This is a genomic window from Adlercreutzia aquisgranensis, assembly GCF_943193145.1.
GTDB lineage: Bacteria > Actinomycetota > Coriobacteriia > Coriobacteriales > Eggerthellaceae > Xiamenia > Xiamenia aquisgranensis.
Genome location: NZ_CALPDA010000014.1, coordinates 16682 through 42652, shown reverse-complemented (window position 1 = coordinate 42652; position 25971 = coordinate 16682). Strand labels below are relative to the sequence as shown.

Annotated in this window: 19 protein-coding genes; 14 read left to right on the top strand and 5 right to left on the bottom strand. The window is 66.3% G+C overall.

Annotation, left to right across the window (positions count from 1 at the left end):
* Positions 1-26 precede the first annotated feature (26 nt).
* From NFR41_RS09265 to thrS, 7 genes are all read left to right on the top strand, one after another.
* Entirely contained in the window at positions 27-845 is an 819-nt protein-coding gene (locus tag NFR41_RS09265; protein WP_251231623.1) for a cell division protein FtsQ/DivIB, read from the top strand.
* Between the two features lie 246 nt (positions 846-1091).
* The gene (gene tig, locus NFR41_RS09260; RefSeq protein ID WP_251231622.1) at positions 1092-2570 is read left to right on the top strand and encodes a trigger factor; all 1479 of its coding nucleotides are present in this window, start codon (positions 1092-1094) and stop codon (positions 2568-2570) included.
* A 256-nt stretch (positions 2571-2826) separates the two neighbouring features.
* Positions 2827-3462 carry an ATP-dependent Clp protease proteolytic subunit gene (locus NFR41_RS09255; RefSeq protein ID WP_160212760.1) on the top strand — a complete coding sequence of 212 codons (636 nt, stop codon included), beginning with the start codon at positions 2827-2829 and terminating at the stop codon, positions 3460-3462.
* A 19-nt stretch (positions 3463-3481) separates the two neighbouring features.
* Positions 3482-5086: an ATP-dependent Clp protease ATP-binding subunit ClpX gene (clpX, locus tag NFR41_RS09250; protein WP_251231621.1), complete on the top strand. Its 1605-nt coding sequence runs from the start codon at positions 3482-3484 to the stop codon at positions 5084-5086.
* A gap of 7 nt (positions 5087-5093) precedes the next feature.
* On the top strand, positions 5094-7757 hold the full coding sequence (locus NFR41_RS09245) for a valine--tRNA ligase (protein ID WP_251231620.1): 2664 nt from the start codon (positions 5094-5096) through the stop codon (positions 7755-7757).
* A 192-nt stretch (positions 7758-7949) separates the two neighbouring features.
* On the top strand, positions 7950-8456 hold the full coding sequence (locus NFR41_RS09240) for a zinc ribbon domain-containing protein (RefSeq protein WP_160212758.1): 507 nt from the start codon (positions 7950-7952) through the stop codon (positions 8454-8456).
* A 123-nt stretch (positions 8457-8579) separates the two neighbouring features.
* Positions 8580-10499 (top strand): threonine--tRNA ligase, encoded by a 1920-nt coding sequence (thrS, locus tag NFR41_RS09235; RefSeq protein ID WP_251231619.1) that lies wholly within the window; start codon positions 8580-8582, stop codon positions 10497-10499.
* A gap of 314 nt (positions 10500-10813) precedes the next feature.
* Here thrS and NFR41_RS09230 read toward each other — a convergent pair whose 3' ends face one another.
* Positions 10814-11746 carry a patatin-like phospholipase family protein gene (locus NFR41_RS09230; RefSeq protein ID WP_251231618.1) on the bottom strand — a complete coding sequence of 311 codons (933 nt, stop codon included), beginning with the start codon at positions 11744-11746 and terminating at the stop codon, positions 10814-10816.
* A gap of 229 nt (positions 11747-11975) precedes the next feature.
* On the opposite strand from NFR41_RS09230, the gene trxA reads away from it, so the two are divergent.
* The 5 genes from trxA to NFR41_RS09205 all read left to right on the top strand — a co-directional run bounded on the left by trxA (position 11976) and on the right by NFR41_RS09205 (position 16772).
* Positions 11976-12284, top strand: coding sequence for a thioredoxin (gene trxA / locus NFR41_RS09225; protein WP_251231617.1), 309 nt, complete (start codon positions 11976-11978; stop codon positions 12282-12284).
* 118 nt (positions 12285-12402) lie between these two features.
* On the top strand, positions 12403-13389 hold the full coding sequence (gene trxB, locus NFR41_RS09220) for a thioredoxin-disulfide reductase (protein WP_251231616.1): 987 nt from the start codon (positions 12403-12405) through the stop codon (positions 13387-13389).
* A 271-nt stretch (positions 13390-13660) separates the two neighbouring features.
* A complete protein-coding gene (prfA, locus tag NFR41_RS09215; protein ID WP_251231615.1) occupies positions 13661-14743 on the top strand; it encodes a peptide chain release factor 1 in 1083 nt (360 codons plus the stop codon).
* 3 nt (positions 14744-14746) lie between these two features.
* Positions 14747-15934 carry a N5-glutamine methyltransferase family protein gene (locus tag NFR41_RS09210; protein ID WP_251231614.1) on the top strand — a complete coding sequence of 396 codons (1188 nt, stop codon included), beginning with the start codon at positions 14747-14749 and terminating at the stop codon, positions 15932-15934.
* Positions 15927-16772, top strand: a complete 846-nt coding sequence (locus NFR41_RS09205; protein ID WP_251231613.1) for a purine-nucleoside phosphorylase — start codon at positions 15927-15929, stop codon at positions 16770-16772. The genes NFR41_RS09210 and NFR41_RS09205 overlap by 8 nt, the downstream gene beginning before the upstream one ends.
* 9 nt (positions 16773-16781) lie before the next feature.
* Here NFR41_RS09205 and NFR41_RS09200 read toward each other — a convergent pair whose 3' ends face one another.
* A complete protein-coding gene (locus NFR41_RS09200) occupies positions 16782-20087 on the bottom strand; it encodes a DEAD/DEAH box helicase (RefSeq protein WP_251231612.1) in 3306 nt (1101 codons plus the stop codon).
* A gap of 217 nt (positions 20088-20304) precedes the next feature.
* Between NFR41_RS09200 and NFR41_RS09195 the strand changes: the two genes are divergently transcribed.
* Positions 20305-21171, top strand: a complete 867-nt coding sequence (locus NFR41_RS09195; protein ID WP_251231611.1) for a ZIP family metal transporter — start codon at positions 20305-20307, stop codon at positions 21169-21171.
* 111 nt (positions 21172-21282) lie between these two features.
* Here NFR41_RS09195 and NFR41_RS09190 read toward each other — a convergent pair whose 3' ends face one another.
* From NFR41_RS09190 to NFR41_RS09180, 3 genes are read right to left on the bottom strand one after another with little or no spacing between them, the layout of a single operon-like run.
* Positions 21283-23217, bottom strand: coding sequence for a heavy metal translocating P-type ATPase (locus NFR41_RS09190; protein WP_251231610.1), 1935 nt, complete (start codon positions 23215-23217; stop codon positions 21283-21285).
* A 7-nt stretch (positions 23218-23224) separates the two neighbouring features.
* Positions 23225-23443 (bottom strand): cation transporter, encoded by a 219-nt coding sequence (locus NFR41_RS09185; protein WP_160212233.1) that lies wholly within the window; start codon positions 23441-23443, stop codon positions 23225-23227.
* 53 nt (positions 23444-23496) lie between these two features.
* The gene (locus NFR41_RS09180; RefSeq protein WP_432762704.1) at positions 23497-23847 is read right to left on the bottom strand and encodes an ArsR/SmtB family transcription factor; all 351 of its coding nucleotides are present in this window, start codon (positions 23845-23847) and stop codon (positions 23497-23499) included.
* A gap of 872 nt (positions 23848-24719) precedes the next feature.
* Between NFR41_RS09180 and NFR41_RS09175 the strand changes: the two genes are divergently transcribed.
* Entirely contained in the window at positions 24720-25892 is a 1173-nt protein-coding gene (locus NFR41_RS09175) for an LCP family protein (protein WP_251231609.1), read from the top strand.
* Positions 25893-25971: the final 79 nt, after the last annotated feature.

Sequence of the window (25971 nt, the reverse complement as noted above, 5' to 3'; positions counted from 1 at the left end):
AGTCCCGCGGTTACTCGTCGGTGCGCGTGGGCGACCTGTACGACAACCGTCGGCGCGATCGGGGCAACCAGCGCTACCGTCGCTACATGATCGGCGTGGTGACCGTGGCCGTGCTTATCTGCGGGGGAGTGCTCGGCCTGCTGGGCGCCTACCATTCGCAACTGTTCGAGATCAAGCACGTTACCGTTTCGGGCGTGGAGCATCTCACTTCCGAGGACATGCAGGCGCTGGCCGCGGTGGAGGAGGGCGAGACGCTGCTGCGCGTGGACACTGCCGCCATCCGCAACTCCCTTCTGCGCGACGCATGGGTGGACGACGTGGTGGTTCGCCGCGAATTCCCCGATACGCTGGCCATCGACGTTACCGAGCGCGCCGTGGCGGCGGTGGTCGAGGTGCCCACCCAGGATGCCACCGACACCAAGGCCTGGGCCATCGCTTCCGACGGCATGTGGCTCATGCCCATCCCCAAGGCCGGCACCGAGGCGGCGTCGAAGACCAGTGCGAAGGTGTACGAGGACGCGGCCAACGTGCTGCACATCACCGACGTGCCCTACGGCACCCAGGCCGAGATAGGCACCTACTGCTCGGATGCCAATGTGAGCAATGCCTTGGCCGTGGTGGACGGCCTGACCACCCAGCTGGCCGACCGCGTGGTGTCGGTGCAGGCCACCGACCCGGAATCCACCACCCTTTCCATCGAGGACGGCCCCGACATCGTGGTGGGGACCGCCGAGAACATCCGCGAGAAGGAGCGCGTGGCCATCGAGATCATGGCCCAGCATCCCGAAGGAGTGGCCTACATCAACGTGCGCACCGTGGACCGCCCCACCTGGAGGGCCCTGTAGGGCTGCCGACGACCGAGGTGCCCGCTGCGGGATGCCCGGCCTGCTCTCCGGCCGCTTCCGCGAAGCCGGCACGCTCCTTGAGCGCATCTGGTGAACGGGGAAACGTTTACGCATGCGGTCGAGCCATGTTGTGCCATAATGTGCCCTTGTGCGTTAAGCGCCGCTTTGCCGTGCCCTGACTCGGCTTGACGGCAAGCAGAACCGTGGCGCCTTGCGCGCTTAGTGAATCACGATGGAGGAAAGCCAGTGGAAACCAAGGTAGAGACCCTCGAGGACGGCCGCCTGAAGGTAGTGGCGACGGTGGACGCCGCCGACGTGGACGCCCGCATCAAGAAGACCTACAAGGACTTCGCCAACAAGTACAACTTCCCCGGATTTCGCAAGGGCCATGCCCCGCGTCCGGTCATCGACAACGCGCTGGGCAAGGAGGCCGTGGTCGCCTCCGTCACCGACGATGTGATCAACGACACCTATCCGCTGGTCATCGACCAGCTGCGCCTGTACCCGCTGGGGCATCCCCAGTTCGACCAGGCCGACCTGGTGAAGGGCGGCCAGCCCTACAGCTTCTCGTTCACCGTGGCCGTCAAGCCCGAGATCGAGCTTGACGACTACAGCCCCGTGGCCATCGACCTGCCGCCCGCCGGCGCCACCGATACGGAGGTCGACGAGCAGATCGAGCTGCTGCGCCAGCACTACCAGACCCTCGAGGACGCCCCGGCCAACACCAAGGTGAAGGCCGACAGCTACGTGGAGCTGTCCCTCGAGGCCACCGACGCGGCCGGCGAGCCCGTGGCCAGCCTCACCTCCGAGAGCCGTCCCTACGTGCTGGGATCGGGCCTTCTGCCCGAGAGCTTCGACGAGAATCTGGTGGGCCTGAAGAAGGGCCAGGAGGCCGAATTCACCATCGACGTGCCCGAGGACGCCCCGGTGCTGCTCTCCGGCGTGCAGGGCAAGACCGACAAGCTCAACTTCAAGGTGACCGTCAACGCGGTGAAGAAGGAAGTGCTGCCCGAGCTCAACGACCAGTGGGCCAAGGACACCCTGGGCTTCGACACGCTGGAGGCCGTGCGCGAGCAGGTGCGCAACTCCATCGACGCCCAGAAGGCGGCCATGCTTCCCCGCATGAAGGAAGGCCGCATCCTGGAGGCGCTGGCCGCCCGCGCCACCGCCGAGGCCCCCGAGGGCATGGTGGAGGAGGCCGAGTCCAACCTGCTGCAGGACTTCTTCCGCCAGCTGCAGGCCCAGGGCATGTCCTTCGACATGTACCTGAACCAGGCCGGCATCACCCCCGACCAGTTCAAGGCCGACGTGAAGCAGCAGGCCGCCGACGTGGCCAAGCAGGACCTGGCTCTTGACGCCTGGGCCAAGCACGAGGGCATCGAGGCTACCGATGAGGACGTGGTGGCCGAGTTCGCCGCCTCCGGCGCAGAAGACCCTGCCAAGACGGTGGAGGAGTGGCGCGCCGCCGGCAACCTGCACTTCGTCCGCCAGGGCATCCTGCGCACCAAGGCCGTGACCCGTCTGATGGACGAGGCCGTGGTGACCGAGGTCGAGCCCGGCTCCGAAGACGAGGCCCCCAAGGCCAAGAAGGCATCCAAGCCCAAGGCCAAGAAGGCGAAGAAGGACGCCGCCGAGGACGAGGTGGCCGCCGACATCGCCGAGGGCGACGCTGCCGCTGCCGCCGACGTGGCTGCCGAGGCCGCTGCCGAGCAGAGCGCCGAATAGCCCGACACCGCAGGGCTTCGGCCCTTGATGGAGCATCTTTCATCGGCCCGTCATCCGGGACGCTTCGGCGAAACGGCATGTGCGGGCCGATGCGTTTGCAAGGGCCCGGTGCGGGCTGCTTTGCCGGGGGGGGTGCGCTATGCCTTTTCGGTGCGCTCCCTTGCGCGATTCGGGCCGCTTCATCACTATGGACGCAAACACGACACGGGACGCAGCCCCCGAAGGCGGGCGCGTCCCCGAGGAGAAACGAGGAACCATGGCATTCGAAACCCGCGATGCGCTCATCCCCTACGTCATCGAGCAGTCGCCCCGCGGCGAGCGCAGCTACGACATCTACTCGCGCCTGCTCAACGACCGCGTGATTTTCCTGGGCGAGCAGATCGACGACCATGTGGCGAACTCGGTGGTGGCCCAGCTGCTGCACTTGGAGAGCGCCGATCCGGACAAGGACATTTCGCTCTACATCAACTCCCCGGGCGGCTCGGTGACCGCCGGTTTGGCCATTCTGGACACCATGAACTTCATCAAGTGCGACGTGTCCACCATCTGTCTGGGCGAGTGCGCTTCCATGGCCGCGGTGCTGCTGTCCAACGGCGCCAAGGGCAAGCGCCTGTGCCTGCCCAACTCCATGGTGCTCATCCATCAGCCCTCCGGCGGCGCCCAGGGCCAGCAGACCGAGATCGCCATCGTGGCCGACTTCATGCTGAAAACCCGCGACCGCCTGAACCGCATCCTGGCCGAGAACACCGGCCAGACCATCGAGCGCATCCAGAACGACACCGAGCGCGACAACTACATGACCGCCGAAGAGGCGCTCGCCTACGGCCTGGTGGACCGCATCACCACTTCGCGCGCGGCCCACAATGCCGGCGACGCCAAGAAGGACGAGTAGGGAAGAGAACCGGACATCCATGAGAGATCGAACGAACGGCACCGGCGCCGACGAGCCGCAGGATGCGGTGTGCACCTTCTGCGGCAAGTCCACCGACGAGGTGGTCGCCCTGGTGCAAGGCCCTAACGGCATCTACATCTGCAACGAGTGCATCGGCATCTGCGCCGACGCCATGGTGCGCGACCTGTCCGAGAACGCGCCGGGCTTCGACGCCGATGAGGCCCAGCGCCTGATGAGCGAGAGCGGCTACCCGCTGCAGGGCGGCGAGCAGTGGATGGGCACGGCGCTGCAGGCCCGCTACGCCATGGACCAGGTGGAGCTTATGGCCAAGCTGCACGACCAGGCCCTGGGCTCCCATGACGGCCACGATGCCCCCGGCTACTTCCCCCGCGAGTACCGCGCCATGGGGCTTACGCCGGAAATGCTCGAGCAGATCCAGGCGCAGCTGCGCGACCACATGGAGCAAGCGGCCCTGCCCGACGACGACGCGTCCGAGGCGCGCGCCGCATCCGGACGGCATGCGGCCAAATCTTCGGAGCGCCCCGAGGACATCCTGGCCGACCTTCCCACGCCCCACCAGCTCTACGCCGAGCTTTCCGAGCACGTGGTGGGCCAGGAGGAGGCCAAGCGCGCGCTTTCCGTGGCGGTGTACAACCACTACAAGCGCATCAGCATGGGGGCCGATGCCCAGGAAGGCGACGTGGAGCTGGCCAAGAGCAACATCATGCTTTTGGGCCCCACGGGTTCGGGCAAGACGCTTCTGGCCCAGACCCTGGCCCGCACCCTGCGCGTTCCCTTCGCCATCGCCGACGCCACCACGCTCACCGAGGCTGGATATGTGGGCGAGGACGTGGAGTCCATCCTGCTGAAGCTGTTGACCGCGGCCGATTTCGACGTGCCGCGGGCCCAGATCGGCATCATCTACGTGGACGAGATCGACAAGATCGCCCGCAAGGCCGAGAACGTCTCCATCACCCGCGACGTGTCCGGCGAGGGCGTGCAACAGGCGCTGCTGAAGATCGTGGAGGGCACCGACGCCACGGTGCCTCCCCAGGGCGGCCGCAAGCACCCCCAGCAGGAGCTCATTCATATCGACACCACGAACATCCTGTTCATCCTGGGCGGCGCCTTCGTGGGACTGACCGACATCATCGCCCAGCGCGTGGGCAAGTCGGGCGTGGGCTTCAACGCCGACATGCCCGAGTCGAAGAAACACGAGGAGGCGGAGCTGCTTTCGCGCGTGCTGCCCGAGGACCTGAACAAGTACGGCATGATCCCCGAGTTCGTCGGGCGCATCCCGGTCATCACGTCCCTTGCGGAGCTTTCCGAGGACGACCTGGTGCGCATCCTCACCGAGCCGAAGAACGCGCTGGTGAAGCAGTACGTTCGTATGTTCGAGTTCGAGGACTCGCAGCTTTCCTTCGAACCCGACGCGCTGCGGGCCATCGCCCGGGAGGCCCTGGAGCACGGCACCGGTGCCCGCGGCCTGCGCTCCATCTGCGAGCGGGTGCTGCAGGACACCATGTACGACCTGCCCGAGACGGACGGACCGTCGAAGGTGGTCGTGAGGGAAACGGACATCACCGGGCAGACCAAGCCCGCCATCGAACCGAGAGAGGCGTAGGGAACCTATGGCTGAGCAGGGAAGCTCCATCGACTACGATTTCCAGGCCCACGAGCGGCCGTTGTTCGAGGCGTGGAAGGAGGCGGGCTACTTCCAGCGCACGCCCGGCACGCCCGAGCAGAAGGACCATCCCTACACCATCGTCATCCCGCCGCCGAACATCACCGGCGTGCTGCACATGGGCCATGCCCTGAACGACACCATCCAGGACGCCTGCATCCGCCGCGCGCGCATGCAGGGGCGCCCCACCCGGTGGGTGCTGGGAACCGACCATGCGGGCATCGCCACCCAGACCAAGGTGGACAAGAAGCTGGCCGACCAGGGCATCAGCCGTCTGGACATCGGGCGCGAGGCCTTCGTCGAGGCCTGCTACGAGTGGTACCGCGAGTACGGCGCCACCATCGTGAACCAGATTTCGGGCATGGGATGCTCGTGCGACTACGCCAACGAGCACTTCACGCTGGAGCCGGCCTACGTGCGCGCCGTCCGCCAGCTGTTCACCGACTGGTACCACAACGATCTCGTCTACCGGGGCAAGCGCATCGTGAACTGGTGTCCGCACTGCACCACGGCCATCGCCGACGACGAGGCGGAGTACGTTGACGAGGCGGGGCATCTGTGGCATCTGCGCTATCCGCTGACCGAGCCCGTCGACGGCTTGGAGTACCTAGTGGTGGCCACCACGCGCCCCGAAACCATGCTGGGCGACACCGGCGTGGCCGTGAACCCCAAGGACGAGCGCTTCGCGCACCTGGTGGGCAAGACCGTGCGCCTGCCCCTGGTGGACCGCGAGATCCCCATTTTCGCCGACTGGCACGTGGATACCGAGTTCGGCACCGGCTGCGTGAAGGTGACCCCCTCCCACGACCCCAACGACTGGGCCATGGGCGAGGCCGCGGGCCTTCCCCGCATCAACATCTTCGACGAGACCGCCCACGTGGTGGAGGGCTTCGGGCGCTTCAGCGGCATGGACCGCGACGAGGCCCGCGAGGCCGTGGTGGCCGCCTTCGACGAGCTGGGACTTCTGGAGAAGGTGGAGGAGCACGCCCATTCGGTCATGACGTGCTACCGCTGCCACACCAAGCTGGAGCCGTGGGAGTCGGAGCAGTGGTTCGTGCGCGTGGACGGCCTGAAGGCCGACGCGGCGCGCGTGGTGGAGGATGGGTCGATACGGTTCCATCCGGCCCGCTGGAAGCAGGTGTACCTGGACTGGCTGGGCAACCTGAAGGACTGGTGCATCTCTCGCCAGCTATGGTGGGGGCACCGCATCCCCATGTACTACTGCGATTCCTGCGGCTGGGAGGATGCCAGCGTGGAGGACGTGGAGGTGTGCCCGGCGTGCGGGGGCTCCGTGCGTCAGGACAACGATGTGCTGGACACGTGGTTCTCCAGCCAGATGTGGCCCTATGCCACCATGGGATGGGCCGAGGAGGGCAACGACGCCCCCGAGATTCGCGCCTGCTATCCCACCCAGGTGCTCTCCACGGCCCGCGACATCATGGGCCTGTGGGTGGCCCGCATGGTCATGAGCTCCATGTACTGCACGGGCCAGATTCCCTTCGAGCACGTGATTATCCATCCCACGGTCATGGGCGCCGACGGCAAGCCCATGTCGAAGAGCCGCGGCAACGGCGTGGACCCGCTGGTGCTCATGGAGAACTACGGCGCCGACGGCATGCGTTTCGGGCTGCTTTTGCAGGTAACGGGCGCCCAAGACCTGCGTTTCGACGAGAACAAGCTGGTGAGCAGCAGAAACTTCGCCAACAAGATTCGCAACGCGGCTCGCTTCGTGAGTATGAACCTGGAAGGCTACACCCCTGGCGAGCCCGTGGCCGCCACCCCGGCCGACCGTTGGATCTTCAGCCGAGTGGCGGGTCTGGTGAAAGCGGTTGACGAGGCCTTCGACGCCTTTGAGTTCGGCGAGGTCACCCGGCTTCTGTACGGCTTCTTCTGGAACGAGTTCTGCGACTGGTACATCGAGTTCTCCAAGGCGCGCCTCTCGGGCAGCCCCGAGGACAGGCTGGCCTGCCAGCGCAACCTCATGTTCGTGCTGGACCAGTCGCTGCGGCTGCTGCACCCCATCATGCCCTTCGTCACCGAGGAGATCTACCAGGAGCTGCCCTTCGAGCGCGACTCCCAGCTGCTCATCGGGGCGGCGTGGCCCAAGGCCGAGGCGCTGGCGAAGTACGCCGACGCCCAGGCGGAGCGGGCCATCCAGATGGTATGCGACGTGGTCTCGGCCATCCGCAGCACCCGCAGCCGCTACGGCATCTCGCCGAAGGAGCCCCTGGCCGTGGTGGTGAAGGCCGGCGCGGATGACGCCGAGCTGCTGCAGGCTCAGCGCGCGCTTATCGAGGGCATGGCCAACACCGCCTCGCTGTCCATCGCGCCCGACGCCGACAAGCCGGCTCAGGCAAGCGTTGCCCTGGTGCCGGGCCTTGAGGTGTACGTGCAGCTGACGGGCCTGGTGGATTTCGACGCGGAGCGGGCGCGCCTTCGGAAGGAGCAGGCCAAGCTTGCCAAGGACGCCGAGAAGTTCCGCAAGAAGCTGTCGAACCCGGGCTTCCTGGCCAAGGCGGCGCAGGAGATCGTGGAGAAAGACACTGCGAAGCTGGCTGAATTGGAAGAGGCCCTGGCCAAAGTGGAAGCGCAGCTGGCCGAGCTGGGGTAGGGGGAGCGTCCCCGCAATCTTAAGGTATGAGGGGCCCGTCCATGACGATGGGCCCTTTTGCGTGCTTTTCGGTGATTTGCCGGTGCGGCGGCCTTCTTTGCTATAATGCCATACCATATGTGCTAGTCACAGTGCATCCGCTTGTCCCGTGCGAGGGGTGGCGGGGGAAACCGACCGTTTCGAGAGGTTGATATGAGCGAGCTTCTGTCCCAGCTTTGGACGCCCGAACTGCAGATGGCGTTCACCGTCGTGATCGTGCTTGTGGTGGTGCTGTACGTGCTCTCCGTCATCTGGGTGGCGCGCGACGCCTACCTGCGCGGCGGCGCGTGGTACGTGTGGATCATCATCGCGCTCGTGCCCTTCATCGGCGTCATCGCCTACTGCCTGCTGCGTCCGCCCCTGCTGCAGATCGACCGCGACGAACAGGAGCTTGAGATCGCCATCAAGCAGCGCGAACTCATGAAGTACGGCGAGTGCGCCAACTGCGGCTATCCCGTGGAATCGGACTACGTGCTGTGCCCGAACTGCCATCAGCGCCTGAAGAACCTCTGCAACGTGTGCAACCATGCGCTCGACCCCACCTGGACGGTGTGCCCCTACTGCGCAACGCCCGTGGGTGCCCGCGGTTCGGCCCGCGGCGCGGTGTCCCGCAGCGCCCGAACTGCCCAGCCGCAGCAAGCGGCTTCCCGTCAGCGCTAGGCACGTCTCGCAGCCTAACCCTTACCCTTTGGGAACCAAGCCGCCTTGCATTGCGCTCGGCGGCTTTTCATTTCAACCGGCGCAGGTGCTTTGTGCGCACCCGGCGCCAAGAAAGGAACCATCATGATTGTGAATCTTCCGGACGGCTCGCGCAAAGAGGTGGCCGAAGGCGCCACCGTGGCCGATGTGGCCGCCGCTATCGGGGCCGGCCTTGCGAAGGCGGCGCTCGGCGGCAAGGTGGACGGGGCGTTTGCCGACCTTGACACCGTAGTGCCCGAGGGGGCTACGGTAGAGATCCTCACCGCCAAGAGCCCCGAGGCCCTGGGAATCATGCGCCATTCCGCCGCGCACGTGATGGCCGAGGCCGTGCAGCAGCTCTATCCCGGCGCTCAGATCGGTTTCGGTCCCCAGACCGACGACGGCTTCTTCTACGACTTCGCTCTGCCCGAGGGAGCGTCCATCTCGCCCGAGGACTTCGCCGCCATCGAGGAGAGGATGGCCGAGATCGTGAAGCGCGACGAGCCCTTCGTGCGCGAGGTGGTCACCCGCGACGAAGCAAAGCGCATCTTCGCCGATCAGCGCCTGAAGGCCGAGCATATCGACGATTTGCCCGCTGACGAGGAGATAATCATCCGCCGCCACGGCGACTTTGTGGATCTGTGCAGCGGCCCGCATATGCCCTCGGCGGGCAAGATCGGCCCGTTCAAGATCATGAAGACCGCCGGCGCCTACTGGAAGGGCGATTCCGACAACGAGATGCTCACCCGCATCTACGGCACCGCCTTCTTCTCGAAGAAGGAGCTGGAGGAGCATCTGCACAACCTGGCCGAGGCCGAGAAGCGCGATCACCGCAAGCTGGGACGCGAGCTGGGCATCTACATGATGGACCCCATGGCCGGCGTGGGCCTTCCCATGTACCTGCCCAAGGGCGCCCGCGTCATCCGCACGCTGCAGGAGTGGCTGCGCCGCGACCTGTACGACCGCGGTTACGAAGAGGTCATCACCCCGCATATCTACAATGCCGACGTGTGGAAGACCTCGGGCCACTACGGCTTCTACCATGACAACATGTACTTCTTCCAGATCAACGAGGGAACCGACGACGAGCCGCGCATGAGCGAGTACGGCGTGAAGCCCATGAACTGCCCGGGCCATGTGATGCTGTACAAAAACGAGCTGCATTCCTATCGTGACCTGCCGCTTCGCTACTTCGAGTTCGGCACGGTGTACCGCCACGAGATGTCCGGCGTGGTGCACGGGCTTCTGCGCGCCCGCGGCTTCACCCAGGACGACGCCCACGTGTTCTGCACCAAGGACCAGGTGGTGGACGAGGTGGTGGCCATCCTGGATCTGGTGGACCATATCATGACCACCTTCGGCTTCCAGTACGAGGCCGAGATCTCCACTCGCCCCGAGAAGTCCATCGGCACCGACGATATGTGGGAGCATGCCACGAACGCCCTCATGGAGGCATGCGCGCGCCACAACCTGCCCTACGAGATCAACGAGGGCGACGGCGCCTTCTACGGGCCGAAGATCGACATCAAGGTGAAGGACGCCATCGGGCGCACCTGGCAGTGCTCGACGGTGCAGATCGACTTCAACATGCCCATGCGCTTCGGGCTGACCTACCGCACCGAGGACAACACGGAGGAGACCCCCTGGATGCTTCACCGGGCCATCTTCGGCTCCATCGAGCGCTTCCTGGGCATCCTCATCGAGCACTACGCCGGATCGCTGCCGCTGTGGCTGGCGCCGGTGCAAGTGGCGGTGCTGCCTATAGCCGACCGCCATATCGGCGCGGCGGCCGATCTGGTGAAGCTCATCAAGGACGCCGGCGGGCGCGTGGAGCTGTACGACCAGAACGAGCCCATGCGCGTGAAGATCGCCAAGGCGCAGTCGCAGAAGATCCCCTACATGGTGGTGCTGGGCGACAAGGAAGTGGAAAGCGGCACCGTGAGCGTGCGCGAGCGCTCCGAGGGCGATTTGGGAAGCTGGCCCGTGGAGCAGCTGCTGGAAGTGATTCGGGCAGCTGCGCTGTAGCCTGCGGGGCTGCGGCATTCCGGGTCGCTCGGACTTGCATTGGCGGTTCGGACGGTCGGCCGCTCGGAAACTGCGCGAGATGCCGGTTGCGCGATGCATATCCGGCAACTCGCGCCATCTGCTCTGACTTGGTGTTATATAGTGTAATGCCAGGTCAGAGCCTTGCTTTTCCCGTGCACGAGATGCCGGTTGTGCGATGTTTCCCGGCCCGGAACGCGAGACGGGAGCAGGAAGAGGGCGGGGTTTCGGAAGGGGCTGCAGGCGTCGTTTAGGCCTTTGGGTATCGCAACGGGTAGGCCGGCTGCGGCCGGTGTCTAGCTTTCCAGGTACTGCAGCAGGGCGGGCCAGTTGCTGGCGGCGGTCTGGTAGCCTTCCTCGTAGAGGGCCAGCAGTTTCTCCGGGTCCTTCTCCATGGAACCTACCTGCACCGGCTTGGGCGGACGGATGCGGAACAGGCGTCCCTCGTCATGCCAGCGGTCGATGGCTCGGTAGGTGCGGTTGTAGTCGATATGGCGGTTTGCCAGGCGCTCCACGTAGTAGGGGTAGTCGCGGTAGCGGGACGAGATGAGCGGCAAGAGCTTGTTGGCCGGCTTCACGTAGGTGGCGTCCTGGGTGAGCACCACGATGTTCTTGCGGCCTGTGCCGTTCATGATCCAGGAATGGACGATGGGCACGCTGTCGCAGGCCCCGCCGTCCAGCAGAAGCTTGCCGTCCACCTCCACGATCTGGCTGATGAGGGGCATGGAGGAAGAGGCGATCAGGTAGGGCATGTCCTTCTTGGCGTCTGCTATGAGATGGTAGTCCGCCTCGCCGGTTTCCAGGTTCGCGGAAACGGCTACCAGGTTCATGGGGGAGCAGTTGAAGCTGTCGTAGTCGAAGGGCAGCAGTCGGTCGGGGATGTCGTAGAAGGCGAACTCGCGCCCGAAGGCGTTGCCGGTGCGCACGTAGCTCTTAAGCGACATGTAGCGCCAGTCGTCGCAGAACACTACGTTCTGCAGGCAGGTTCGCCCGCGGGCGCCGGCCACGTAGTAGTAGCCGGTAAGGGCTCCAGCCGACGTGCCGATGACGTTTTCGCAGAGCAGCCCCTGGTCCATGAGGAAATCCAGCACGCCTGCGGTGAACTGACCGCGCATGGCGCCCCCCTCGAGCACCAGGTTGACCGGCGATGCGGCACGCCCTTGCCACGCGGGCGGCTCGCAAGCCGATTCGCCACCGGCCGGGGAGGCTAAAAATGTTACCTGATTCATGCCAAATCCTTTCCAGGTTCCTGCTACCATAGTCTAAGTCATTTCGTCAGCCTTGAACCGGCACGTTCTCCTTTCGGTTCGCTTCCAATATTGCTACGGAAGGGGACGCGCTCTTCTGAGCGGGTGCGGAAAGGGATAGACTGGCACGAACATGCCGCAGAGCCGCGGAACCGCGGCCTCCGAAGGCGCCCCGAGGGAGCCTTCGGCGTTACAACGAGGAGGAATTACCATGGCAGAGATCGTTTCATCGAGCGACTTCCAATCCAAGGTCCTGGACGCTACCGAACCGGTGCTCGTGGACTTCTTCGCTACGTGGTGCGGTCCGTGCAAGATGATCGCGCCCACCGTGGACGAGGTGGCTGCCGAAGTGGCCGGCCGTGCGCGCGTGGTGAAGGTGGACATCGACGCGAGCCCCGATATCGCCAGCCGTTACGGCGTCATGTCCGTGCCGACGCTTGTCGTGTTTCAGGGCGGTCAGCCGGTACGTCAGGCCGTGGGCGTGCAGCCGAAACAGAACCTGTTGGCGATGCTCGGCTAGGTCGGCCGTTGCGGATTGTTGCCAGCCGGTGTAGCGGGCGCGCTGAACGGGGCCTTAGGGCTCGCGGTTCGGCGCGCTTGCGCGTTCGTTGGGTGTGAAGAAGAGAGGTGGCGGGTCGATGGAAGAGAAGAACTATATTCCCAAGTCCGAATCGGCCAAGGCTGCGGCGGGAAGCGCTGCGGATGTGGCCGTCATAGGCGCCGGCCCGGCGGGGCTCACCGCTGCGCTCTACGCGGCGCGGGCGGGGCTGAGCTGCATGCTGTTCGAGCGCATGGTGGCCGGAGGGCAGCTGGGCCAGACCGAGCACGTGGAGAACTACCCGGGGTTTCCCGAGGGGGTCAACGGCTTCGAGCTGGCTTTCGCCATGAAACAGCAGGCCGAGCGTTTCGGCGCCCGGTTCGTGGGCGAAGAGGTGGTTTCGGTTGATTTCTCCAAGCCGGCGAAGGTGCTCTCCACCGCCTTCGGCAGCTACCAGGCCCGCACCGTTATCGTGGCCACCGGCGCCCGTGCCCGCAAGTTGGACGTGCCCCTGGAGGACGCGCTGGCCGGGCGAGGCGTGTCCTACTGCGCCACCTGCGACGGCAACTTCTTCCGCGGCAAAACCGTGGCCGTGGTGGGCGGGGGCAACACTGCCGTGGCCGACGCCATCTACCTGTCGCGTATCTGCGAGAAGGTGCTGCTGGTGCACCGGCGCGACACGCTGCGGGCCACCAAGGTGTACCACGAACGCCTGCAGGAGCTGCCCAACGTGGAGTTCTACTGGAACAGCCAGGTGAAAGGGCTTGTGGCCGAGGATGGCAAGCTGGCAGGGCTTCGCATCGAGCAGACGAGCGAGGACGGTGCGCCCCGTATGCTCACCGTGTCGGCTGCGGGGCTGTTCGTGGCCGTGGGTACCCAGCCCAACAGCGAGTTCCTGCGCGACGCGCTGGAGCTGAACGAGAAGGGCTACGTGGTGGCGGGGGAGACGGGTGCGACGTCGGTGCCCGGCGTGTTCGCGGCGGGGGACGTGCGCGCCAAGTCGCTGCGCCAGGTGGTGACCGCGGCGGGCGACGGGGCGGTATGCGCGGAACAGGTCTCTGCCTATTTGGCCGCTTCGGAGGCTTAGGGAGGTTGCAAGCCGCAGATGTGGCAGCGCATGGCGGCGGGGTTCTGCAGGAAATTGCGCAGAACCCCGCCGCCATGCGCTGCTAAAGCATGCGACAGGCGGTCGGCGGGCCGACAGGCGGTCGGCAGCAGGTTGGACGGCGATAGGGGCCTTCGGAGGCCGCCCGGGCGTATGCGCTTGTGTAATCGCCCGCCATAGGCTCACAGCGGTTGCGTCCTTTGCTACAATGCCCATTTACGAGTCAATGACGTTTTGAAGGATTGCGCCCGCTATGCAAGATACCGATATGCGAGAGAAGCTCGTCAAGCTTGTTGCCGCCTACGAGGAGCTCCAGGCCAAGATGGGCGACCCGGCCGTGCTGGCCAACCAGAAGGAGTACAACCGCCTGGCCAAAGAGTACGCGAACCAGGGGCCCCTGGTGGCGAAGGCTCGCCAGTACGTGCAGGCCGTGGACGATCTGGCCGAGGCCAAGGAGATGCTTTCCGACGCGGACATGAAGGAGTTCGCCCAGGAGGAGATCGCCCGCATAGAGGGCCAGCTGCCCCAGCTGGAGGACGACATCAAGTTCATGCTGATCCCGGCCGACCCTGCCGACGAGAAGGACATCATCGTGGAGATTCGCGCTGCCGCCGGCGGCGACGAGGCGGCCATCTTCGCCGGCGATCTGTACCGCATGTACGAGCGCTTCGCCAGCGAGCAGGGCTGGAAGACCGAGACCATGGACGTGTCCCCCTCCGAGGCCGGTGGCTACAAGGAAATCCAGTTCAAGGTCAAGGGCGACAAGGTGTACTCGGTCATGAAGTTCGAAAGCGGCGTTCATCGCGTGCAGCGCGTGCCCAAGACCGAGAGCCAGGGGCGCATCCACACCTCAACGGCCACCGTGGCGGTGCTTCCCGAAGCTGACGAGGTTGAGGTGGAGATTAATGAGAACGACCTGCGCATCGACGTGTACCGCGCCGGAGGCCCGGGCGGCCAGTGCGTGAACACCACCGACTCCGCCGTGCGCATCACACATCTGCCCAGCGGCCTTGTGGTGCAGTCCCAGGACCAGAAGTCCCAGCTGCAGAACAAGATCGCCGCCATGGCCGTGCTGCGCGCGCGCCTGTACGAGAAGATGCTTGCCGAGCAGCAGGCGGCCGAGGGCGCTCAGCGCCTGGCCCAGATTGGCTCGGGAGACCGCGCCGAGAAGATCCGCACCTACAACGGCCCGCAGGACCGCGTGACCGACCATCGCATCGGCTACAACGGCACCTACAACGGGGTGCTGCTGGGCAACGGCGGATCGGGGCTTGCCGAGCTCATCACGGCGCTTCAGGCGGCGGACCGCGCCCAGAAGCTCGAAGAAGCGGTCTAGGGGATGGGCTTGCCCAGCACCCAGGAGGCCCCCGATGCCCGCTGGACGGTGAAGGCGGCTCTGGACTGGACCGTATCCTATCTTGAGCGCCACGGCGACGAGCACCCGCGCCAGTCGGCGGAGTGGCTGCTGTCCCACGGCTGCGGGCTGTCTCGCATTCAGCTCTACATGAATTTCGAGCGGGAGCTTTCCGCGGACGAACGCGCGTGGCTGCGTCAGGCCGTCGCTCGCCGAGGCGCCGGCGAGCCTTTGCAGTACATCACCGGCGAGGTGGCCTTCCGCCATATCACCGTGAAGGTGCGCCCCGGCGTGCTGATTCCCCGGCCCGAGACCGAAGTGCTCGTGAGCGAGGTGCTCGCCGAGCTTCCCGCCCCCAAGCGACGGGTGGCTCTGGACTCCACCATCGAGGCCTGGGAGGGGAACGTGCTCATCGAGGCCGCCCGCGCCGAAGCGGCTCAGCAGGGTGCCGCTTTGCAGCCCTTCGCGCCTGCAGGTTCCGCCGCATCCGACGGCATGCTCCCCGAAGAGCAGGACGAGCCCCAGGTGCCGCCGGCTGTGTTCGAGTCGTTCGGGACCCGCGTTGCCGACGAGCCGGAACCGGACGAAGATCAGCCTGCCTCGGGGCCCGATGCCTCGCCGGCTGCGCAAGCGTCGGCTGCCGATGGCGTGCTGCTGGTGGCTGACATCGGCACCGGCAGCGGGTGCATCGCCTGTTCGCTGGCCCAAGAGCATGGCGATGTGCGCGTGATCGCCACCGATGTGAGCGACGAAGCCCTGGGGTTGGCCCGCGAGAACGTGCGCAGCCTGGGGCTGGATGCGGTGGTGAAGGTCATTCGCAGCGATCTTGCTTCGGCCATTCCCGAGCGCTACCGGGGGCGATTGGACGCCGTGGTGTCGAACCCACCCTACATCCCCACGGCTGTGATGGCCTCGCTCTCGCCCGAGGTGGCCGCGTTCGAGCCGTCCTTGGCCCTGGACGGGGGAGTCGATGGTCTGGACGTGTTCCGTCGGCTGACGCCCCAGGCCCTGGCCTTCCTGAAGTCGGGAGGCGTTTTCGCCTGCGAGCTTCACGAGACCTGCCTGGACGATGCGGCCGCCATTGCGCGCGCAGACGGATTCTCCGACGTGCGCGCAGTGAAGGACTTAGCAGGCCGCCCCCGCGTGCTGGTCGCGAGGAAGCCGCTTGAGTAGAGGGGGAGCCATGGACTGCTCGCTGGAACTTATGCTGGACGGGGCCTGCGCGGTGATGCGCGAGCGGCTGGAAGGCCGCGCCCCGAAGGTGGGCCTTATCCTGGGGTCGGGCCTCAACCCTTTCGCCGAACAGGTACAAGACGCTGTCCTCATCTCCTACGGCGAGGTGCCGGGCATGCGCCGCTCCACCGCCAACGGGCATGTGGGGCGCTTCGTCTGCGGCACGGTGGAAGGCGTGGAGGTGCTGGTCATGCAGGGGCGCATCCACGGCTACGAGGGCGCTTCCGCCCAGGAGGTGGCCTTCCCCGTGTGGCTTATGGACCGGCTGGGCGTGGGTACGCTCATCACCACCAACGCTGCCGGCGCTTTGAACGAGACGTACCAGGTGGGCGACTTCTGCCTGATGGCCGACCAGCTGAACTTCACCGGGCGAAACCCGGTGGCCGCGCAGGAGCCGGCTTTGCTGGCGCCGCGGTTCTTCAGCATGCTGGATGCCTTCGATCCGGGATGCCGCCGGCTTGCCCTCGCCGTGGCGGAGCGCGAGGGCATTGCGGTGCGCGAGGGGGTGTACCTGGGTCTTTTAGGCCCCAGCTTCGAGACCCCCGCCGAGGTTCGCCTTTTCGCGTCGTGGGGGGCCGACACCGTGGCCATGAGCGTGTGCGAGGAGGTTATCGCCGCGCGCCACGTGGGCATGCGGGTCGCGGGGCTGTCCCTGGTGACGAACATGGCCTGCGGCATTGGCGGGGCTAGCCCCAGCGATGAGGAGATCGTGGACGTGGCCGCTACGCGCCTGGACGATTTCTCCAAGCTCATGCGGGGCGTGATCGCAGGGCTGTAGCCGGCGGCGCTACAGGATGTCGGCATCCAGGAGGTCGGCCCAGGATTCGGCGTCAAGGCTGGCCAGCGAGGCGGCTCCTACGGCCACTACCTGGTCGGTCAGCTGGGACTTCGCCTGCTGCAGCTTGGCGATGCGCTCCTCTACGGTGCCTTTGGCGATCACGTTGACCACGCTTACCTCCCGGTTTTGACCGATGCGGTGCGCCCGGTCGGTCGCCTGGTTCTGGGCGGCTGCGTTCCACCAGGGGTCGGCATGGATCACCACCGATGCGCCGGTGAGGTTAAGGCCCGTGCCGCCGGCTTTGAGCGACACCAGGAACAGCGGCGTGTCGTCTTCGTTGAAGCGGTCGACCAGCTGGAGCCGGCGCTTCGCCGGAGTCTTGCCCGTAATGGCGAAGTAGCGCAGCCCGTCGGCCTCGAAGCGGTGCGCAAGGATGTCGAGGAAGCTGGTGAACTGCGAGAACACCAGCACCTTCTGACCGCCGTCCACCGCCGAGGCCGTCAATTCCACGATGGCGTCCACCTTCGCCGATCCACCCTTGTAGCCTTCGTAGACAAGGCTCGGGTCGCAGCAGAGCTGGCGCAGCCTGGTGAGCTCGGCCAGCACTTCCACCCGCGAGGGCTGCTGCCGGGTGCCGTCGGCGCGCAAGGGCGCGGTGCCCCGACGGTGCGAGCGGGAGGCGCTTTCGTTCTTCTGCACGGTGAGCATCTCGCGCAGCTGCTGCTCGTGGGCGTCGTAGAGCCGGCGTTGCTCGGCCTCAAGGGGCACGTAGACGGCCGTCTCCCATTTGTCGGGCAGCTCGGTCAGCACGTCTTTCTTGCAGCGTCGGCAGATGAAGGGGGCGACGATCGCCCGCAGGCGCTCGGCCGCATGCTCGTCGCCGCCCACGATGGGTTCTTCGAAGCGCGTGCGGAAGCCGGCGTAGGGCCCCAGCAGCCCGGGCATGAGGAAGTCGAAGAGGCTCCACAGGTCGCTCAGGCGGTTCTCCAACGGCGTGCCGGTGAGCGCCACGCGGCATCGGGCGCTCAGGCGCTTGCAGCTGCGGGCGACGAGCGTGGCCGGGTTCTTGATGTGCTGGGCCTCGTCCAAGGCGCACAGGTCGAACTCGGTTCGCCGGTAGTCGTCGGCATCCGCCCGCAGGGAGTCGTAGGAGGTGACCAGCACATCGGGCGCTTTGGGCCCCTGCAGGCTGCGCAGCGCGGCCAAGCGTTCCGGCTTCGAGCCGTGGGCAACCGTGACCGCCAGGTGCGGCGCGAAGCGTTCGAACTCCGCCAGCCAGTTGTACAGCAACGAGGCCGGGCACACGATGAGCGCGGGGCCGCAGCCGGGATGTTCCTGCGCGCGGTAGGCGATGAGGCTTATCAGCTGGACGGACTTGCCGAGCCCCATCTCGTCGGCCAGCACGGCGCCGAAGCCCGCCTCCATGCGCGCCGCCAGCCACGCGAAGCCCTCTCGCTGGTAGGGGCGCAGCGCAGACGCGGTGCACGGCGGCGGGGCGAAGCGCTCTTCGGTCGTCTTGCGCAGGCGTTCCACGTAAGCGGCAAACGACCGGTCTCGGTCCAGGTCGGCTTCGTCGTCCAGGTAGAAGGCCCGATAGCTCGGCAGCTCCACTACGCCCGCCGAGAGCGCCTTCTGGCTGATGCCCATATCGTCGCTCAGCCGCTCCAGCTGCGAGAGGTCCAGCGCCGCCACATCCACGAACGCGCCGCTTTTCAGCCGGTGGAACCGACGGCGCTTGCGGTAGCTGCCCAGAAGCGCCGCCAGCTCCGCTGCGGACAGGTCGTCGGAGCGCACGGAAAGCTGGATCAGGTTGCCCACGAGGGACACCCCCAGGCTGTAGCGCGGGGTGCCGTCCTTGATCAGCCGGTCGAACGCGGGCGTGGTGAACACCTCGCCCAGCTGCCGCATGAGGGGCAGCCCCTCGAACAGAAGCTCCCCCAGCGACCGCTCGTCGGCCAGGGGCAGGCAGGCGTTGGCGGGCTCGAAGAACCTCCGCAGCAACCCCAGGGCGCGCCCTTCTGCTTCCTCGTCGCGCGCCGGTGCCACGGTCTCGGCGGAGGAGTCGCTCTCTTCGCGGTAGCCGCACAGCAGGAAGCGCCGTTCGCCGTAGACGGCGAAAGCGTCGCAGGTGACCAGGTCGCTCTCGCGGTCGAAGTAGAACTGCAGACGGCAGGGCACCGGGCGCAGCGCATCCAGGGACCGGGGAGCGCGTACAACGGCGGCCTCTTCGAGGGCGGGCAGCACCGCGGCGCAGAAGGCCGGCGCATCCTGCGGGGCCAGTGACAGCGTCGTCTCGCCTGCGGGCAGCACCGTCAGCAGCGGCGCGATGGCCGCCAGCTTGCCCGAGCAGCGCCAGATTGCGTGCGGACCGATGGCGTAGAGGCTCTCGCCCGAACAGAGGAACAGGCGAGAAGCGGGCAAATCCAGCGCGAACCCGCCATCCCGCTCGTAGAACTCCAGCTGCAGGTCGGGGTCGCCGTCGCAGATACGGTACTCCCCGCGCGCCGGCAGGCCGACCCCTTCGCTTTCCAGGGCAAGGGAGCCGTTTCCCAAAGCGTCCAGCAGCTCGACCACGGCGTCGGTTGAAAGCTCCAGGCTGCGCCCGGCCGAGCCGCTGACGCCCCGCTGCACCCCGTAGGCGCCGAAGGCGGCGCCGGCGCGGGCGGACAGCTGGCGGGCCAGGAAACGGTGGATGCGCTGGGCGCGGGGGGTGAGGCTTTCGGGAATATGGACGAAGGCGAGGTTCTTCCCGTAGCTGAAATACGACCCTTGCTGCATGAGGCCCACGAACTCGCCGATGCTCTTCATGACGTAGGTGCCCCCGGGCCCTTCCAGGCGAAACGATGCAGACCAGCTGCCGAACCGGCAGCGAAGCTCGACGAGCAGGTCGACCTTGCCGCTGGTCTTTGCGCGCTGACGCGCCCCGAAAAGCTCCACGACGTCCTTAAGGCCTCGGGTTGTTTCCGCTTGGCAGCGCAGGGCCGGGGGCTTGTAGCCGGCGAAGGAGACGGGCTCGTCGTTGTAGGCCAGGGCCAGGGCGACGCAATGCTTGCACATGCCGGCGTACTCGCGCCAGGCGGGGCAGGTGCACGCGTGGTCGACCACCACGCCCTCCCGCTCGTCGAGGGTGACAGAGGCGCGGTAGGTGTCGCTCCAGCCGCTGGAGCTGGCGACGAAGGCGGACAGCACCGCGTCGGGGCCGTCGTAGGAGACCTTGCGCGAGGCGATGTTGCCGCCGCTTTCCGCGATGAGACTGCCGCGCTCGAAGGATCGCGGAGAGCAGAGGCGGCGTATCTCCTGGGGCGGGACGGGCATGCTTCCCTCCTGTTCGGCGTTCTTGGGCTGCCTTGGCCGGCCACGCGGGACGGCGTGCGGCCCCTCGTTCGGGCGAAACAATCAGTATAGCCTATGGAGAAGGGGAATCGCTCCGGCGATGGGCGTTCGTCCGGCCGCTTCTAGGGATAGAATGGGGGAGGAAAACCGAGCTCGCCGCAGGGCCGTCTTGCTTGAAAGCCGAGGAAACATGGAACCTATGGACCCGTTTTGGTTCGTCACGCTGGTCACGCTTTTGGCGGGGGCCGGCGGTACCGGCATCGGCGGTGCGGTGGGGGCGCTGGTCAGAAGCGATTCCAACAAGGCGGTCAGCCTGCTGCTGGCGTTTGCGGGGGGCGTGATGACGGCCATTGTCTGCCTGGATCTGCTGGTGGAGGCGGCCGAAGCGTCCGGCGAGGCGGTGGGAGGGGTGTGGCTGGCTGTCCTCTCGGTCGCCGTCGGCGTGGCAGTGGTCTACGGCCTGAACTACGTCATCGACAAGCGCACCGCCTCCGAGGTGCCCCATACGGCCGAGGCGGGGCACCCCAAGACCCATGACGATATCGACGAGCTGGTTCACGCCGATCACCTGGCCCAGCACCGTCGCAACAACGACTCCCGTGCGAGCCTTGTGGTGGCCGGCATCGTCATGGCCTGCGCCATAGCGCTGCACAACGTGCCCGAGGGCATGGTCATCGGCGCCAGCTTCACCGTGTCGGACAACCTGGTGCTGGGGGCGGGCATGGTCATGGCGGTGCTCATCGGCCTGCACAACATTCCCGAGGGCATGGCGGTTTCCGTGCCGCTCATCAGCGGCGGCATGGGTCGTGCCCGCGCGGTGCTGTTGACGGCGGCCTGCGGCGCGCCCACGGTGCTGGGCGCGTGGTTGGGGATCTGGCTGGGGGAGGTGGGCCCTTTGGGGCTTACGCTCAGCCTCGGCTTCGCTTCGGGGGCCATGCTCTACGTGGTCTATGGCGAGATCATCCCCGAGTCCATCCTCATCTATCGTTCCAAGGCGCCTGCCTTCGCGGTGATCGTGGGCATTCTGCTGGGCCTGGTCATGATGACGCTGCCCTCGGCGGTGTAGGCCGCTTGCCTTCGCAGCGGCTCTTGTCTTGTTGCGAAAAGTAGGGGGGGGCGAAGCAGTCCGCTTCGCCCCCCCCCTACTACTTCAGTACACCTTCGCCCTTGCTCGGATCTAGCCGATGGGTTTGCGGGGTACGTTCATGGCGCGCATGGCGTTCAGGATGGCGATGACGGCCACGCCTACGTCGGCGAAGACGGCCATCCACATGTTGGCTAGGCCAAGAGACGCCAGCGCCAGCACGGCGAACTTGACTCCCAGGGCGAAGACGATGTTCTGCCATACGATTGACAGCGTCTTCTTCGCAATGTTCACGGCCCGGGCGATGGAGACGGGGTCGTCGTCCATGAGCACCACGTCGGCCGCCTCGATGGCCGCGTCGGATCCGAGCGCCCCCATGGCCACGCCCACGTCGGCGCGCATGAGCACGGGCGCGTCGTTGATGCCGTCTCCCACGAAGGCAAGCGTGTCGCGTCCGCGTCCCTGGCCGTGCACCTCGGCCAGCAGCATCTCCACCTGCTCCACCTTCTGCTGGGGCAGCAGCTGGGAGCGCACGTCGTCCAGCCCCAGCCGCTCGGCGATGGCCCGGGCCACGTCGGCGCGGTCGCCGGTGAGCATGACGGTGCGCCGGATGCCCTCTTTGTGCAAGTCGGCTATGGCCTGGGCCGACTGCGGCTTTATTCGGTCGGCGATGACGATGCTGCCGGCGAAGGAGCCGTCCACGGCCACGTAGAGCACGGTCCCCACTGCGTCGTCGGCGACGAAGTCGACCGCGTGCTCGGCCATGAGCTTGTCGTTGCCGATGAGCACCGCCGCGCCGTCCACCACCGCCGACACTCCGTGGCCGCCGAACTCCTGGGCGTCGCGCACCCGGCTGCCGTCCGTCTCCTGCCTGGCGGCGCGGCGCACGGACAAGGCGATGGGGTGGTCGGAGAACGACTCTGCCAGGGCTGCCGTTTCGAGCAGCTCTTCGGCGGTGCGGCCCGCTGCGGGCTTCACGGACACCACCTCGAAGGTGCCGCTGGTGAGGGTGCCGGTTTTGTCGAAGGCCACCACCTTGGCGTGGGCCAGGGCCTCCAGGTAGTTGCTCCCCTTCACCAGCACGCCTGCCCGAGAGGCGCCGCCGATGCCGCCGAAGAACGACAGGGGCACCGATATCACCAGCGCGCACGGGCACGACACCACCAAAAATACCAGCCCGCGCTCCACCCAGGTCTCCCAGGGCTGGCCGAGAAGCAGCGGCGGCAGCACGGCCAGCGCCGCCGCCACGCCCACTACGGCGGGGGTGTAGTAGCGGGCGAAGCGCGTGATGAAGCTTTCGGTGCGCGCCTTCTTGTCCGAGGCGTTCTCCACCAGCTCCAGGATGCGACTCACGGTGGACTGGGCGAAGGGCTTGGTGACAGCGACGGTGAGCACGCCGGTCATGTTCACGCAGCCCGAGATCACCTCGTCGCCGTCGCGCACGGTACGCGGCACGGACTCGCCCGTGAGCGAGGAGGTGTCCATCTGGCTCGTGCCGCTTGTCACTATGCCGTCCAGCGGCACGCGCTCGCCCGGCTTCACCACGATGACGTCGCCGGGGGACAGCTCGTAGGGGTCCACCTGTACCAGGCGCCCGTCGCGCTCCACGTTGGCGTAATCGGGGGCGATGTCCATCAGCTCGGCGATCGATTCACGGCTCTTGCCCACGGCGTAGCTCTGGAACAGCTCTCCCACCTGGAAAAACAGCATGACCGCCGCGCCTTCGGCCATATGGGGCTCGCTGCTGGGAAACAGCACCAGGGCGAATGCGCCGATGGTGGCTACGGTCATGAGGAAGTCCTCGTCGAAAACCTGGCCGTGTCCGATGTTTCGGAAGGCTTTGAGCACCACATCGTAGCCAGCCACCAGGTAGGGGACGAGGAACAGGGCGAACTCCACCCAAAGCGCGCCCGTTTCGCTTCCCGTCCATGCTTCCAGCGGGGCGAAGGTCTCCACGGCCCAGGCGCAGGCGAACAGGGCCAAGGCCACGATGATGCGGTTGCGCATCCGTTTCTGCTTCTTGTTCATGGCGGCACTACCTCAGAATCTCGCAGTCCGGCTCGATCTTGCTGCAGACGGCCGCAGCCGCGTCCAGGATGGCGTCGAAGCGCGCATCGTCGGCGTCCAGCGTCAGCTTCTGGGTCATGAAGCTCACCCGTGCGCTGTTCACGCCGTCCAGCTGGTTGATGGCGTTCTCCATCTTCGCGGCGCAGTTGGCGCAGTCCAGGTCGCGCAGTTTGAAGGTCTTGATCATGGTTCGTCCTTTCGTCGGGGGTGCGGCCGCGGCGACGGCGCGGCGTGCGTTGCTTACTCGCAGATGTGGGTCATGCCCTGGGCCAGCATGGTGTAGACGTGGTCGTCGGAGAGGGAGTAGATGACGTTCTTGCCGTCGCGCTGGAACTTCACTAGGCGCGCCTGCTTCAGCGTGCGCAGCTGGTGGGAGATGGCGCTTTGGGTGGCGCCCACCAGGCTGGCGATTTCGGACACCGTAAGGTCGGCCCCCATAAGCGCGTACAGGATCTTGATGCGCGTGGTGTCCCCGAAGGTCTTGAACAGGTCGGCCAGATCGTAGAGCAGCTCCTCGTCGGGCATCGCCTCGGCCTCGGCGATTGGCGGGGTCGGGCAGGCCGTTGCGCTCTCCGCGTTTTCCTGGTCCATAGCACTCCTCTCATTAATTAACATATGTTCATTTGTTCACATGTTAAGTGCAAGCACGGCCCTTGTCAAGAGGGAAGGGGTGTCACGGGGCATCCGCGCATGCCATTTCGCAGGGAAAGGCGTATTTGCGCAATTCTGGGGCAACCGGCGGCTGCGGGGGAGGGGCGAAGGCGAGGGCGGAGGTTCCGTCGGCTTTCCCTGTAACCGAAGACGTTTGTGGCAAAAACCGCTGTAACTGAAGACGATTATGTACGATTTTCTGTAACGAAGGACGGTTATGGCAGGTTTCGATTGCCATAACCGTCGTTCGTTACAACGGGGCGTGACGGGCGTCGGCCAGCGTAGTCGACAGCGGGACGGGGCTGATTGCCATAACCGTCTTTCGCTGCGGTGAAGCGGACGCCGGCAACGGGGCGGGCGCTAGTTGCCGAAGCCGGCAGCGGAACGGGCGCTGGCAGCTGCAGTCGGCAACGGGCGGCCGCCGGCAGCCGCGGCCGACGACTGAACGGGCGACGGCAGTCGAAGCTGGCAGCGGAGGAGGGCTGGCAGTCGAAGCTGGCAGCGGAGCGGGCGATGGTTGCCTGGGCGCAGGTGGTTGTCGGGGAGCGTGGGGAACATGACCTGAGCGGCCGCCCAGGCGCGGGTGGCCGGCGAGGGGCGCGGGCGGCGCCGAAGAGCATGGGGTGCATGGCCGGCGATGGAGACCATGCGCCCCGGGATCTCAGGGCACGCTTGTGGAATACCTGCGCCCGACGGCCGAATCCCTGCGGTTGGCGGTTATACTTCTGTATCCCTGACACTGCGAGCGCTCAGCGCTCCCTTTCGAAAGGCGGCTCCGTTTCGGCCGCCCTGGAAACAGACGCGAGGACCCTATGAATCGCAGACAGACCTCTTCCACAGACTACCTCAACCGGGCACGGCAGGAGGCGGCGCGCCAGAAGTGCTCCGCCGGCCCGGCCCATCAGAGCCGCCATATCGGTCACGGCGCTTACCAACGCGGCGCCTACCCAGTTCCCGACAACTATCCCGGCGGTGCTTCGGGACGGGTGCCCGTTCAGAAAAAGCGCCTGCGCACCTGGCAGAAAGCGCTTATCGGCGTGGCTTGTGTGCTGTTCGCGCTGGTGGCGGGAATTGGCATTGCGGGTACTATGTACGTGACCTCCATCGACAAGGCCCTCACCTTCGACGATTTGAAGGAGCTTGAGGAGCTCAAGGGCGAGCTTACTCCCGTGGAGAGCTCGTCGGATCCCTTCTACGTGCTGCTGTTGGGCTCCGACGCCCGCGGCGACGAGGCCAGCCGCTCCGACGTGAACATCCTGGTGCGGGTCGACCCGGACGCCGCTCAGGTGACCATGGTGTCTATTCCCCGCGACACGAAGGTGGAGATCGACGGCTACGGCACCCAGAAGATCAACGCCGCCTACGCCTTCGGCGGGGCGTCGCTGGCCGTGCGCACCATGTCCGAGTTCGCCGGCGTGCCCATCGCCCACTACGCCGAGATTCACTTCGACGAGCTGGTGCAGCTCATCGACAAGCTGGGCGGGGTGACCGTGGACGTGCCCGAGTACATCGACGACCCCAACGCAGGCAACGTGGTGATCTCGGAAGGCGAGCAGACCCTGAACGGCACCGAGGCGCTGGTGTTCGCCCGCAGCCGCAGCTACGCCGATGGCGACTTCACCCGCACCTCCAACCAGCGCTTGCTGGTGACGGCTATTCTCGAGAAGGTGATGGCCACGCCCGCGCTTGAGCTGCCCGGCACCATTCAGTCCCTGGCCGAGTGCGTGACCACCGACTACTCCGTAGGCGATTTGGTGTCGCTGGCGCTACAGATGCAGTCCAAGGGCGACCTGAAGGTGTACTCGGGCATGGTTCCCTCCACCACCGACTACATCGATGGCGTCTCCTACGTCATCACCACCGAGCCGGCCTGGTCGGAGATGATGGCCGCTATCAACGCCGGCGAGGACCCGGCGGACATGACGACCACCGACGTTGCTACCGCCGACGAAGGGGAGGCTGCCGAAGGCGATAGCGGGGAATAGCTTTGCCGTGCATCCGGCCCAAGGTTCCGTTTAGACGCGCTGGGGCTTTATGTGGACTTAAATTTTTCATTTCCGCAGG

Excerpts from the sequence above, each read along its gene's own strand:
- NFR41_RS09255 (WP_160212760.1), top strand. The coding sequence starts at position 2,827 with ATGGCATTCGAAACCCGCGATGCGCTCATCCCCTACGTCATCGAGCAG.
- clpX (WP_251231621.1), top strand. The coding sequence starts at position 3,482 with ATGAGAGATCGAACGAACGGCACCGGCGCCGACGAGCCGCAGGATGCG.
- NFR41_RS09245 (WP_251231620.1), top strand. The coding sequence starts at position 5,094 with ATGGCTGAGCAGGGAAGCTCCATCGACTACGATTTCCAGGCCCACGAG.
- NFR41_RS09240 (WP_160212758.1), top strand. The coding sequence starts at position 7,950 with ATGAGCGAGCTTCTGTCCCAGCTTTGGACGCCCGAACTGCAGATGGCG.
- thrS (WP_251231619.1), top strand. The coding sequence starts at position 8,580 with ATGATTGTGAATCTTCCGGACGGCTCGCGCAAAGAGGTGGCCGAAGGC.
- NFR41_RS09230 (WP_251231618.1), bottom strand. The coding sequence starts at position 11,746 with ATGAATCAGGTAACATTTTTAGCCTCCCCGGCCGGTGGCGAATCGGCT.
- trxA (WP_251231617.1), top strand. The coding sequence starts at position 11,976 with ATGGCAGAGATCGTTTCATCGAGCGACTTCCAATCCAAGGTCCTGGAC.
- trxB (WP_251231616.1), top strand. The coding sequence starts at position 12,403 with ATGGAAGAGAAGAACTATATTCCCAAGTCCGAATCGGCCAAGGCTGCG.
- prfA (WP_251231615.1), top strand. The coding sequence starts at position 13,661 with ATGCAAGATACCGATATGCGAGAGAAGCTCGTCAAGCTTGTTGCCGCC.
- NFR41_RS09210 (WP_251231614.1), top strand. The coding sequence starts at position 14,747 with ATGGGCTTGCCCAGCACCCAGGAGGCCCCCGATGCCCGCTGGACGGTG.
- NFR41_RS09200 (WP_251231612.1), bottom strand. The coding sequence starts at position 20,087 with ATGCCCGTCCCGCCCCAGGAGATACGCCGCCTCTGCTCTCCGCGATCC.
- NFR41_RS09195 (WP_251231611.1), top strand. The coding sequence starts at position 20,305 with ATGGACCCGTTTTGGTTCGTCACGCTGGTCACGCTTTTGGCGGGGGCC.
- NFR41_RS09190 (WP_251231610.1), bottom strand. The coding sequence starts at position 23,217 with ATGAACAAGAAGCAGAAACGGATGCGCAACCGCATCATCGTGGCCTTG.
- NFR41_RS09185 (WP_160212233.1), bottom strand. The coding sequence starts at position 23,443 with ATGATCAAGACCTTCAAACTGCGCGACCTGGACTGCGCCAACTGCGCC.
- NFR41_RS09180 (WP_432762704.1), bottom strand. The coding sequence starts at position 23,847 with ATGGACCAGGAAAACGCGGAGAGCGCAACGGCCTGCCCGACCCCGCCA.
- NFR41_RS09175 (WP_251231609.1), top strand. The coding sequence starts at position 24,720 with ATGAATCGCAGACAGACCTCTTCCACAGACTACCTCAACCGGGCACGG.